Raw genomic sequence first — 12304 nt, 5'->3', positions numbered from 1 at the left:
CTCCTGGGCCGCCCCGACCGGCCGTTCGGCGGACGGTCAGCGCAGCTTCCGCGGGAGGTACCGCGGCACGTACCGCAACAGGATGCCCGCGCCGACCAGGCCGAGCACCCCCATCACGCCGCTCGCGACGGCGATCGACGCGACGGCGGTCACGCCGGAGATGAGGAGCGGTGCGGCGGCTTGCCCGAAGTCGCCGGTGAACCTCCAGGCGCCCAGGAACGGCGCCGGGTGGTCCCGCGGCGCGAGGTCCGCGCCGAGCGTCATGAGGATGCCCGACCCGACCCCGTTCGCGAGCGACATCCCCATCGCGATCGCGACGAACCAGCCCACCCGGGCGTCGAGGTGTCCGGACCACGCGAGCAGGAAGTAGCTGATGCTGAGCCCGACCATGCAGGGGAGTGCGCTCGCCAGGCGGCCCCACCGGTCCATGATCTGCCCGCTCGTGTAGAAGAGCGCGAAGTCGACCGCACCGGCGATGCCGATGACGAGCGCTGCGGTCGAGTCGTCGAGCCCGACGCTGACCGCCCAGAGCGGCAGGATGACCTGGCGGCCGGCGCGGAGCGCGCCGATCAGGCCGGCACCGCTGCCGAGCCGGAGGAGCACGGCCCGGTTCGCGCGGATGGTGCGGAAGAGGCCGTGCGCTTCCTCTTGGACGAACTGCGCGCCGGTGTCGGTGGGCGGCTCCGTGGTGGTCGCGTCGGTCGTGACGGTCGCGTCGTCCGTCGTGGGCCGGGAGGCGCGGCTCGGCCTGCGGAAGCCGCGTGCGCCCGTCGCGGGGTCGCGCAGGACGAGGAGCGTCACCGCCGCCAGGAGGCAGCAGACGATGTGGATCCAGAACGCGCTCTGCGTGGTGCCCGTCAGGTGCACGACACCGGCGGCGATGAACGGACCGACGAAGTAGCCGAAGCGGAACACACCACCGAGGCTCGACAGCGCCCGTGCCCGGATGTGGAGGGGGATCGCGGTCGTCATGTACGCGTGCCGGGCGAGCGCGAAGACGGCGGTGGAGACACCGACGAGGAACACCCCGAGCGCGAGGACCCAGGCGTTCGGGGCGGCCGTGCACACCAGGAGCCCGACGACGGAGACGACCGCCGCGCCGATCATCGCGTTGCGCTCCCCGATGCGGGCGACCACCACCCCGGACGGTACGTCCCCGATGAGCTCGCCCACGAGGATGAGCGCCGCGACGAAGCCCGCGAACGCCAGGCTCGCGCCGAGGGAGCTCGCCGCGATCGGGATGATCGGGATGATCGCGCCCTCGCCGATCGCGAAGAGCGCTGCGGGCAGGAACCCGGACAGCAGGACCGACCGGAAGTCGAAGGCAGGGGTCTCGGAGGTCATCGCTCGGACAACGGTACGCCCGCGGTACCGCTTCGTCGGCGGGTTACCCTGGAGCCATGCGAGTTCTGGCGGCGATGAGCGGTGGGGTCGACTCGGCGGTGGCCGCAGCCCGGGCGGTCGACGCCGGGCACGACGTGGTCGGTGTGCACCTGGCGCTGAGCCGCATGCCCGGGACCCTGCGCACCGGCAGCCGCGGCTGCTGCACGATCGAGGACTCGATGGACGCCCAGCGCGCCGCGTCCGCGCTCGGCATCCCGTACTACGTGTGGGACTTCTCGGCCCGGTTCAAGGAGGACGTCGTCGACGACTTCGTGGCCGAGTACCAGGCCGGCCGCACGCCGAACCCCTGCATGCGCTGCAACGAGCGGATCAAGTTCGCCGCGCTGCTCGAGAAGGCGCTCGCCCTCGGGTTCGACGCCGTCTGCACCGGGCACTACGCCTCGATCGTCACCGGTCCGGACGGGGCGCGCGAGCTGCACCGCTCGGCGGCGTGGGCGAAGGACCAGTCGTACGTCCTCGGCGTCCTGACCGCCGAGCAGCTCCAGCACGCGATGTTCCCGCTCGGAGCGACGCCCTCGAAGGACGAGGTCCGGGCCGAGGCGGCAGCGCGGGGCCTCACCGTGGCGCAGAAGCCCGACTCCTACGACATCTGCTTCATCCCGGACGGCGACACCCGGGGCTGGCTGGCGGACCGCGTCGGCACCGCCCCCGGCGACGTCGTCGAGCGGGACGGCACGGTCGTCGGTGCGCACGACGGGGCGACCGGGTACACGGTCGGACAGCGGCGCGGACTGCACCTCGGTCGACCGGCACCGGACGGCAAGCCGCGGTTCGTGCTCGAGATCCGCCCGAAGGAGAACACCGTCGTGGTCGGCCCGAAGGAGGCCCTCGACGTGACCTCGATGTCCGGGTCGCGCTTCACCTGGGCCGGGACGGCACCGGCCGACCCGTCCACGCCGTTCGCGTGCGACGTGCAGATCCGGGCGCACGCCGACCCGGTGCCCGCGACCGCACGGGTCACCGACGGCCAGCTGGTCATCGACGTCGACGAGCCGCTCTCGGGCGTCGCGCCGGGGCAGACCGCGGTCGTGTACGTCGGCACCCGGGTGCTCGGGCAGTGCACGATCGACGCGACGGTGTCGGCGGTACCCGCCGCCGTCTGACCGCGCGGCGCTCCCGGGTTGCCCGTCGGCTGCGCGTCCGGTCGGTGGTTGCCGGTAGAACTGAGGGCATGAGCGACACGACGCCCGCGGACTCGACGTTCGAGACGATCGACCCCGCCGCACTCGACGCGGCGCAGGCGCAGCGTGAGGTCGACCGGCTCCGGTCCAGCATCAACGAGCTGCGGCACGCGTACTACGACGAGAACGGGTCGACGGTCGCGGACGGCGAGTACGACGGGCTCGTCCACCGCCTCGACGCGATCGAGCAGCGATTCCCGGAACTCCTCACCGAGGACAGCCCGACCCAGACCGTGGGCGGCCAGGCGCAGACCGTGCAGTTCGCGCCGGTCGAGCACGCCGAGCGGATGCTCAGCCTCGACAACGTCTTCAGCCCGGACGAACTCGTCGACTGGGCGGTCAAGGTGCAGCGCGACGCCGGTGCCGAGCGCGTCCGGTTCCTCACCGAGCTGAAGATCGACGGGCTCGCGATCAACCTCCGGTACGAGAACGGTCGGCTCGTGTCGGCCGCGACGCGCGGTGACGGCGTCGTCGGCGAGGACGTCACCGGCAACGTCCGCACGATGGGCACGATCCCGGACCGCCTGTCCGGTTCCGGGCACCCGCCCCTCGTCGAGGTCCGTGGCGAGATCTTCTTCCCGGTCGAGCAGTTCGACGAACTGAACGCCAAGCAGCGCGACGCGGGGGAGCGGGTCTTCGCGAACCCGCGCAACGCGGCAGCCGGATCCCTCCGCCAGAAGGAAGAGGGCAAGTCCGAGGCGAAGCGCGAGCTCATGGTGGACCGGCTCCGTCGGCTGCGCATGCTCGTGCACGGCATCGGCGCGTGGCCCGTCCGCGAACTCGAACGGGACACCGACGTCCGCGCGCAGTCCGAGGTGTACGAGCTCCTGCAGACGTGGGGCCTGCCGACGAGTTCGCACTACCGGGTCTTCGACTCCATCGACGAGGTGCTGGCCTTCGTCAAGGACTACGGCGAGCGACGGGCCTCGGTCGAGCACCAGATCGACGGCATCGTGATCAAGGTCGACGACCTCGCCCTGCACGAGGAACTCGGGTCGACGTCCCGCGCCCCGCGATGGGCGATCGCGTACAAGTACCCGCCGGAAGAGGTCCACACGACGCTCCTCGACGTGGTCGTCAGCGTCGGTCGGACCGGTCGCGCCACGCCCTTCGCGGTGATGGCCCCGGCCGAGGTCGCCGGGTCGGTCGTGCGCCAGGCGACCCTGCACAACCAGCAGGTCGTCAAGGCGAAGGGCGTCCTCATCGGGGACACCGTGGTGCTCCGGAAGGCCGGCGACGTCATCCCCGAGGTGCTCGGTCCGGTCGTCGAACTCCGCGACGGCAGCGAGCGCGAGTTCGTCATGCCGACGAACTGCCCCGAGTGCGGCACGCCCCTCGCCCCCGCGAAGGAAGGCGACATCGACCTCCGATGCCCGAACGCGAAGAGCTGCCCGGCGCAGGTGCGCGGCCGGGTCGAGCACATCGCCTCCCGGGGCTCGCTCGACATCGAGGGGCTGGGCGAGGTCGCTGCGGCGGCCCTGACGCAGCCGCTCCACCCCGAGCAGCCCCCGCTCGAGACCGAGGCCGGCCTGTTCGACCTGACGATGGAGGACATCGTCCCGATCGAGGTCATCGTCCGTGACGCCGAGACCGGCATGGAGAAGACCACCGACGACGGTGCGCCGAAGCGGGTGACGCCGTTCAGCCGGGCGCGCAAGAAGACCGATCCGCCGTTCGACCCCGACGCGCGAGGAGCGGACTACACGGGCGAACCGAGCCGGTACCCGTCGAAGAACGCGTTCGAGATGCTCGCGAACATCGACGCCGCGAAGACGAAGCCGCTCTGGCGGATCATGGTCGGCCTGAGCATCCGGCACGTCGGGCCGGTGGCAGCCCGCGCGCTCGCGAACCACTTCGGGTCCCTCGACGCCATCCGGGCCGCCTCGCGCGAGGAACTCGCCGCGGTGGACGGCGTCGGCGGGATCATCGCCGACGCCCTGCTCGACTGGTTCGAGGTCGACTGGCACCGCGACATCATCGACCGCTGGACGGCGGCGGGCGTGCAGTTCACCACGCCCGGGCACCCCGGACCGGGCGCCGCGGACGAGGAAGGCGGCGTGCTCAGCGGGCTGACCGTCGTGGCGACCGGCTCCCTCGAGGGGTACAGCCGCGAGGGCGCGCAGGAGGCGATCATCGCCGCGGGCGGCAAGGCGGCCTCGAGCGTGAGCAAGAAGACGGACTTCGTCGCGGCCGGTCCCGGTGCCGGTTCGAAGCTCACCAAGGCCGAACAACTCGGGGTCCGGATCATCGACGCCGAGCAGTTCCGCCTGCTGGTGACCGAGGGACCGGCGGCGCTCGGCGACGCGGCCGGGGACGACCCCGAGGACTGAGTCCGACTCAGGAGCACGTCCGGCGTCGGCCGGTGCGGTACGGCGCGCCTGTGTGTCCACCCAGTTCGGGGGACAAGTTGCAACGCGCACGTCCTCGGGAAGGCTATTCTCCTTACACTCGATAGAGCATCACCCGTCGTCTGCAGGGAGTCGACGGGACGGCCTTCCCGGGGGAGACCCGATTGCTGCTCATCGCCGCGGCTCTGCTCACCGCCTCGATGCACTCGCTCGGAGTGGTCGAGGCCCCAGTCGCGCCCGCCACCCACTCCGTGGCCGTCGTGCACGCGATCGCGCGGGTCCCTGAGGGTGCCTCAGTACCCCGACCGGTCATGACCGGGGTACACCTGACCGCGTCGGTGTCCGTGTCCGGGCCGTCGTCCGCGTCGGGTGGGGTCACCGTCGAGCGCGGGCAGGCGTTCCTCACCGACCTGTCGTCGCTCAGCGGCGCGGACCTCCTCCGTGCCGGGCAGGACCGTCACGTGCTCGCGACCGCCGAGGACGACCCGCCGACCGCCGCCGAGGTCACCGCCTGGTGGTCCGGACTCACCGACGACGAGCGCGACACGCTGACGACCCTCGCGCCGTCCGTCGTCGGGAACCTCGAGGGCGTGCCCTACGCGGTCCGTGACCGTGCGAACCGGGCGGTCCTCGCCACGGGTCTCGCCGACCACTCGGCCGCGGCCGCCGTGACCGCGATGCTCGGCCAGGTCCGCGACGCGCTCGTGCACGAGGTCGGTGCACCGGACCGGTACCTCATCACGCTCGACACGCGAGGTGCCGGGCGCGCGGCCATCGCTGTCGGGGACCTGGACACCGCCGCCGACGTCACGGTCGTCGTCCCCGGCATGTTCTTCACCGTGACCGGCCAGATGGCGGACTTCACGAACACCGCGAACGACCTCTACACCGAGCAGGCGACCGTGGCCGGTCTGGCGGCGCCCGGCTCGGGGAACGGTGTCGCCGTCGTGGCGTGGATGGGCTACCGCACGCCGGACCTGTCGAACATCATGTCGCTCGGCATGGCCAAGACGGGTGGGGAGCGCCTCGCCCGGACGGTCGGCGGGCTCCGGGAGATCCGCGACGGCGACGAACCGCGGGTGAACATCGTCGCCCACTCGTACGGGTCGACCGCGGCGCTCATGGCGCTGGCCTCGGGGGAGATGAGCGCGGACACCCTGACGGTCCTGGGCTCGCCGGGGAGCGACGTGCGCACCTCGGCCGACCTGGCCGTCAGTGCCGGGCAGGTGTTCGTCGGCGACGCGCACAGCGACCCGATCGCCGGCTCCGGGTACTTCGGCACCGATCCCGGCTCCGCGGGGTTCGGCTCGACGGTGCTCGACCTGACCGGGGGCGTCGACGTGCAGGAGGCCGGCGAGGTGTTCCGCCGACCGGTCGGGCACAACGACTACCTCAAGCCGGGGACGGCGTCGCTGCACGACGTGGCGCTCATCGCCGTCGGCCGCGGGGACCTCGTGCGCGAGCAGGTCCGGCGCGGTGAGCGCGGTGGCGACGGGCTGCCGCAGGCGTCGCCGGACATGTACCTCGTCCGACCGCAGGACCTCCAGCCCCGCGACTGATCCTGGGTGGGAACCTGAGGGGCGGTGCAGCCTGGACTCGTTCCACGGCAGAACCAGTCCAGATCGTGACCGTACGGTGCCCTGCATGCGTGTGGTGCGATGGCCTGGTGCTCTCCTGACGTTCGTCGCGATGTCGGCGCTGGCCGGCATGCTCGTCGCCGTGGCGGTCACGCCGGGGGTCGCCGTCGCGGGCGAGAGCACGTCCGGGGCGGTGTCCTTCTTCGAGGACCTGCCGAGCTACCTCGACATCCAGACGCCGCAGCAGGTCTCCTCCGTCTACGCGGAGAAGGGCGGACAGCAGGTCAAGATCGCCTCGTTCTACGCCGAGAACCGCACGACCGTGGCGTCCGGGGCGATGGCGAAGACGCTCAAGCAGGCGGCGATCGACACCGAGGACCCCCGCTTCTACGACGAGGGCGGCATCGACGTCGTCGGCACGCTCCGCGGTGCGGCGGCGACGGTCGTCGGCGGTGACGTGCAGGGCGGGTCGAGCATCACCCAGCAGTACGTGAAGAACGTCCTCGTGCAGCAGTGCGAGGAGCTCACGGGCAAGGACGCCGCGGACACCGAGAAGAAGGTCGCCGCGTGCTACGAGGACGCCGCCGGGGTGACCCCGCAGCGCAAGCTCCAGGAGATGCGGTACGCGATCGCCGTGAACAAGAAGTACTCGAAGGACCAGATCCTCACCGGGTACCTGAACCTCGTCGGGCTCGGCGGCCGCGTGTACGGCGCCGAGGCCGGTGCCGAGTACTACTTCGGCGTGCACGCGAAGGACCTCTCGCTCGTCCAGTCGGCCACCCTCGTCGCGATCCTCAACAACCCGTCGAACCTGCGCATCGACCAGCCGTCGAACGCCGACAACGGCGCGAAGAACGGCTACGCCGCCACCAAGGAACGCCGCGACTACGTGCTGCAGCGCATGTACGTCCACCACGACATCACGAAGTCCGAGCTCGAGCAGGCGAAGGCGACACCGGTCACGCCGAAGATCACCGCCACGGCGAACGGCTGCTCCTCGGCCGCGACCGGGTACGACGCCGGGTACTTCTGCGACTACGTGCGCGACCAGGTGCTGCAGGACCCGGCGTTCGGCAAGACGGCCGCCGAGCGCATCGCGACGCTCGACACCAAGGGCCTCGAGATCCACACCTCGCTCGACCTCGACCTGCAGTCCCAGGCGCAGACCGCGCTGTCGACCTACGTCCCGTCGACGATGGCCGGCGTCGACGTCGGCGGCTCGAACGTCACCGTGGAGCCGGGAACCGGCCGGATCCTCTCGATGGTGCAGAACACGCAGTACACGCAGGGCGACACCTCGACGGCCGGGTCGACCGCGGTGAACTACAGCGCCGACAGCGGGTACGGCAACTCGGGCGGGTTCCAGACCGGCTCGACGTACAAGGTGTTCACGCTCGCAGAGTGGCTCGCCACCGGGCACACGCTCTCGCAGTCCGTGTCGACGACCGAGCACACGTTCCAGAACTCGGAGTTCACGAACACCTGCCAGAACGTCAGCGGCGGGACCTGGCCGGTGTCGAACGCCGAGAACGTGCCGTCGTCGATGACCGTGCAGGCCGCGACGTCGGAGTCGATCAACACCGCCTACGCCGCGATGGGCAAGCAGCTCGACCTGTGCAAGATCGCGCAGCTCGCCCAGTCGATGGGCATCCACCCGGCGGCCGGCGGCGCGCTCGGACAGACCCCGTCGTCGATCCTCGGCGTGAACAACCTGTCCCCGATCGACCTCGCCGAGGCCTACGCGGGCTTCGCGAACGGCGGCGTCGTCTGCACGCCGACCGCCATCGACTCCGTCACCGAGTCGGACGGCACGAAGATCACCCCGACGCCGTCGTCCTGCACGCAGGGCGTGGCGGCCGACGTGGCGGGGACGGTCGACTACGCGTTGCAGGGCGTCCTCACCGGGTCCGGCACGGCCGCGAGCGCCAACCCCGGCGACAGCACCCCGAAGTTCGCGAAGACCGGCACCACCGACGGTGACGTGCAGAACTGGCTCGTCGCGTCGAGCACGAAGTACACGAACGCGACCTGGATCGGCAACGTCCAGGGCAACGTGAGCCTGGCGAACTGGCCGTTCCTGCAGGGGACCACCGGGTACAGCGCGAAGTTCGGCGTCGGCAAGTCGATGATGTCGTACCTCGACCAGACCGTCGGCGGTGGCACGCTGCCGGCTGCGGACCCGGCGATGATCGGTCAGGCCAGCCACACGTCGTCGAACGGATCGTCGGGCGCGTCGCAGGGCGACGCGGCGGCGACGCAGCAGCAGGGTCAGCAGCAGCCGGCACAGCAGTCTCCACAGGGGGACCAGCCCGCGCAGCAGTCTCCACAGGACCCGCAGGGGAAGCAGAAGGGCCACTGAGGCACCAATAGACTGGTGCGCAATCCACGAACCGATCGACGGAGCACCATGCCTGACATCACGAGCGAGCAGGTCGCCCACCTGGCGAACCTCGCACGTATCGCACTCACGCCCGAAGAGATCGAGAAGCTCACGGGGGAGCTGTCGCACATCGTCGACAGCGTCGCCAAGGTCACCGAGGTCGCCACCCCGGACGTCCCGGCGACCAGCCACCCCGTGCCGCTCGGCAACGTCACCCGACCCGACGTGGTCGGTCCGACCCTCACGCAGGAGCAGGCGCTCTCGGGCGCACCCGACTCCGACGGCGAACGGTTCCGCGTGACGGCCATCCTGGGAGAAGAGCAGTGACCGACATCACGAAGCTGAGCGCCGCGGCGCTCGCCGACGCCCTCGTGGCGCGCGACGTCTCGAGCGTCGAGGCCACCCAGGCGCACCTCGACCGCATCCAGGCGGTGGACGGCGACGTCCACGCCTTCCTGCACGTCAACCAGAACGCGATCGCCGCGGCGAAGTCGATCGACTCCCGCCGTGCCGCCGGTGACGACCTCGGTCCGCTCGCCGGCGTGCCGATCGCGATCAAGGACGTCCTGTGCACGCAGGACATGCCCACGACGTCCGGCTCGAAGATCCTCGAAGGTTGGGTGCCGCCGTACGACGCCACCCCGGTCGCGAAGCTCCGTGCCGCCGGCCTCGTGCCGCTCGGCAAGACGAACATGGACGAGTTCGCCATGGGGTCGACGACCGAGTTCTCGGCGTACGGCCCGACGCACAACCCGTGGGACCTCGACCGCATCCCCGGTGGCTCCGGTGGCGGTTCGGCCGCCGCGGTCGCCGCGCACGAGGCACCGCTCGCCCTCGGCTCGGACACCGGCGGCTCGATCCGTCAGCCGGGCGCCGTCACCGGAACCGTCGGCGTGAAGCCGACCTACGGCGGGGTGAGCCGCTACGGCGCGATCGCCCTGGCCTCCAGCCTCGACCAGGTCGGCCCGGTGTCGCGCACCGTCCTCGACGCCGCGCTGCTGCACGACGTCATCGGCGGGCACGACCCGCGTGACTCCACGAGCATCCCCGACGCCTGGCCGTCGATGGCGGCCGCTGCGCGCGAGGGCCTGCAGGCGGACACGCTGCGCGGCCTGCGCGTCGGCGTGGTGAAGGAGCTCGCCGGTGGCGAGGGCTTCCAGGCGGGCGTCACCCAGCGCTTCCACGAGACGGTCGCCCTGCTCGAGTCGGCCGGTGCCGTCGTCGTCGAGATCGACGCCCCGTCGTTCGCCTACGCGATCAGCGCGTACTACCTGATCCTCCCGGCCGAGGCGTCGTCGAACCTCGCGAAGTTCGACTCCGTGCGCTTCGGGCTCCGCGTGACGCCCGAGAACGGTGCCACCGTCGAGGACGTCATGGCCGCCACGCGCGAGGCCGGTTTCGGTCCCGAGGTGAAGCGCCGCATCATCCTCGGCACGTACGCGCTGAGCGCCGGCTACTACGACGCCTACTACGGGTCGGCGCAGAAGGTCCGCACCCTCGTGCAGCGCGACTTCCAGGCCGCGTTCGAGCAGGTCGACCTGCTGGTCAGCCCGTCGGCCCCGACGACCGCGTTCCCGATCGGTGAGCGCATCGACGACCCGCTGGCGATGTACCTCAACGACCTGACGACGATCCCGGCGAACCTCGCCGGCGTCCCGGGCATGAGCATCCCGAACGGCCTCGCTCCCGAGGACTCGCTCCCCACGGGCGTGCAGCTCATGGCACCGCAGCGCGAGGACGCCCGGCTCTACCGGTACGGCGCCGCCCTCGAACGCCTGCTCGAGCAGCAGTGGGGCCGCCCGCTCATCGACAGCATCCCGGACCTCGACCAGAGTCAGCAGTCCGCTGCGCAGGAAGGTGTGATCTGATGGCGCAGAAGGACGCGCTGATGGACTTCGACGAGGCACTCCGGCTGTACGAGCCGGTCCTCGGGTTCGAGGTCCACGTCGAGCTCGCGACGAAGACCAAGATGTTCTCGGACGCGCCGAACTTCTTCGGCGGCGAGCCGAACACGAACGTGACGCCGGTCGACCTCGGGCTCCCCGGGTCGCTGCCGGTCGTCAACGCGCAGGCCGTGCGGTACTCGATCCAGCTCGGGCTCGCGCTCGGCTGCTCGATCGCCGAGTCCTCGCGGTTCGCCCGGAAGAACTACTACTACCCGGACAACCCGAAGAACTACCAGATCTCGCAGTACGACGAGCCGATCGCGTACGAGGGCGAGGTCGAGGTCGAGCTCGCCGACGGCACCATCTTCACCGTGCCGATCGAGCGCGCCCACATGGAAGAGGACGCCGGCAAGCTGACGCACGTCGGCGGTGCCACGGGCCGCATCCAGGGTGCCGAGTACTCGCTCGTCGACTACAACCGCGCCGGGGTCCCGCTCGTCGAGATCGTCACGAAGCCGATCTTCGGTGCCGAAGAGCGCGCACCCGAGCTCGGTGCGGCGTACGTGCAGGTCATCCGTGACCTCGTCCGGGCGCTCGGCGTCTCCGAGGCGCGCATGGAACGCGGCAACCTCCGTTGCGACGCGAACATCTCGCTGCGTCCCCGCGGGCAGGAGAAGCTCGGCACGCGCACGGAGACGAAGAACGTCAACTCGTTCCGGGCCGTCGAGCGGGCCATCCGCTACGAGATCCAGCGTCAGGCCGCGATCCTCGCCGCCGGTGGCTCGATCACGCAGGAGACCCGGCACTGGCACGAGGACACCGGTCGCACCTCGGCCGGCCGTCCGAAGTCCGACGCCGACGACTACCGCTACTTCCCGGAGCCCGACCTGCTCCCGGTCGTGCCGGACCCGGCCGTGATCGAGGAACTCCGCGCCTCCCTGCCCGAGGCTCCGGTGGCACGCCGCCGTCGGCTCAAGGGCGACTGGGGCTTCACCGACCTCGAGTTCCAGGACGTCGTGAACGGCGGGCTGCTCGACGAGCTCGAGGGGACCGTCGCCGCCGGTGCCGCACCGCAGGCCGCCCGCAAGTGGTGGACGGGTGAGATCAGCCGTGTCGCGAACACGCGGGACGCCGCCCCCGGTGACCTCGTCTCGCCGCAGCACGTCGCAGAGCTCATCGCCCTCGTCGAGTCCGGTGACCTGACCGACCGCCTGGCGCGCCAGGTCCTCGAAGGCGTCATCGCCGGCGAAGGGTCGCCGTCGCAGGTCGTCGAGTCTCGTGGGCTCAAGGTCGTGTCGGACGACTCGGCGCTCACCGCCGCGGTCGACCAGGCGCTCGCCGCACAGCCCGACGTCCTCGCCAAGATCAAGGACGGCAAGGTCCAGGCCGCCGGCGCCATCATCGGCGCCGTCATGAAGGCCATGCAGGGCCAGGCGGACGCCGCCCGCGTCCGCGAGCTGGTGCTGGAGCGCGCGCAGCAGTCGTAGTCCGGACCGAACGATCGACGGGAGGCGCGGGGCCAGCTGGC

8 protein-coding genes are annotated in these 12304 nt (G+C 71.1%); 7 read left to right on the top strand and 1 reads right to left on the bottom strand.

Going from position 1 to position 12304, the window contains the following annotated elements:
• Positions 1-36: 36 nt before the first annotated feature.
• Positions 37-1344, bottom strand: coding sequence for an MFS transporter (locus WFH25_RS08815; RefSeq protein WP_336697438.1), 1308 nt, complete (start codon positions 1342-1344; stop codon positions 37-39).
• Between the two features lie 56 nt (positions 1345-1400).
• On the opposite strand from WFH25_RS08815, the gene mnmA reads away from it, so the two are divergent.
• From mnmA to gatB, 7 genes are all read left to right on the top strand, one after another.
• Positions 1401-2507, top strand: coding sequence for a tRNA 2-thiouridine(34) synthase MnmA (gene mnmA, locus WFH25_RS08810; RefSeq protein ID WP_336697437.1), 1107 nt, complete (start codon positions 1401-1403; stop codon positions 2505-2507).
• A gap of 68 nt (positions 2508-2575) precedes the next feature.
• On the top strand, positions 2576-4915 hold the full coding sequence (ligA, locus tag WFH25_RS08805) for an NAD-dependent DNA ligase LigA (protein ID WP_336697436.1): 2340 nt from the start codon (positions 2576-2578) through the stop codon (positions 4913-4915).
• Between the two features lie 329 nt (positions 4916-5244).
• Entirely contained in the window at positions 5245-6492 is a 1248-nt protein-coding gene (locus WFH25_RS08800) for an alpha/beta hydrolase (protein ID WP_181015137.1), read from the top strand.
• A gap of 85 nt (positions 6493-6577) precedes the next feature.
• A complete protein-coding gene (locus tag WFH25_RS08795) occupies positions 6578-8869 on the top strand; it encodes a transglycosylase domain-containing protein (protein WP_336697435.1) in 2292 nt (763 codons plus the stop codon).
• Positions 8870-8917: 48 nt separating this feature from the next.
• A complete protein-coding gene (gene gatC, locus WFH25_RS08790) occupies positions 8918-9217 on the top strand; it encodes an Asp-tRNA(Asn)/Glu-tRNA(Gln) amidotransferase subunit GatC (RefSeq protein ID WP_070416660.1) in 300 nt (99 codons plus the stop codon).
• Entirely contained in the window at positions 9214-10758 is a 1545-nt protein-coding gene (gene gatA / locus WFH25_RS08785) for an Asp-tRNA(Asn)/Glu-tRNA(Gln) amidotransferase subunit GatA (RefSeq protein ID WP_070416659.1), read from the top strand. The genes gatC and gatA overlap by 4 nt, the downstream gene beginning before the upstream one ends.
• Positions 10758-12263 (top strand): Asp-tRNA(Asn)/Glu-tRNA(Gln) amidotransferase subunit GatB, encoded by a 1506-nt coding sequence (gatB, locus tag WFH25_RS08780; RefSeq protein ID WP_071295008.1) that lies wholly within the window; start codon positions 10758-10760, stop codon positions 12261-12263. Before gatA ends, gatB begins: the two co-directional genes overlap by 1 nt.
• The last annotated feature ends 41 nt before the right edge of the window (positions 12264-12304 follow it).

The organism is Curtobacterium sp. USHLN213 (assembly GCF_037144815.1).
GTDB lineage: Bacteria > Actinomycetota > Actinomycetes > Actinomycetales > Microbacteriaceae > Curtobacterium.
This window is presented reverse-complemented; position numbering and strand designations above follow the sequence as displayed.

What these genes read in the sequence shown, in the direction of transcription:
- WFH25_RS08815 (WP_336697438.1), bottom strand. Translation starts at nt 1,344, where the DNA reads ATGACCTCCGAGACCCCTGCCTTCGACTTCCGGTCGGTCCTGCTGTCC.
- mnmA (WP_336697437.1), top strand. Translation starts at nt 1,401, where the DNA reads ATGCGAGTTCTGGCGGCGATGAGCGGTGGGGTCGACTCGGCGGTGGCC.
- ligA (WP_336697436.1), top strand. Translation starts at nt 2,576, where the DNA reads ATGAGCGACACGACGCCCGCGGACTCGACGTTCGAGACGATCGACCCC.
- WFH25_RS08800 (WP_181015137.1), top strand. Translation starts at nt 5,245, where the DNA reads ATGACCGGGGTACACCTGACCGCGTCGGTGTCCGTGTCCGGGCCGTCG.
- WFH25_RS08795 (WP_336697435.1), top strand. Translation starts at nt 6,578, where the DNA reads ATGCGTGTGGTGCGATGGCCTGGTGCTCTCCTGACGTTCGTCGCGATG.
- gatC (WP_070416660.1), top strand. Translation starts at nt 8,918, where the DNA reads ATGCCTGACATCACGAGCGAGCAGGTCGCCCACCTGGCGAACCTCGCA.
- gatB (WP_071295008.1), top strand. Translation starts at nt 10,758, where the DNA reads ATGGCGCAGAAGGACGCGCTGATGGACTTCGACGAGGCACTCCGGCTG.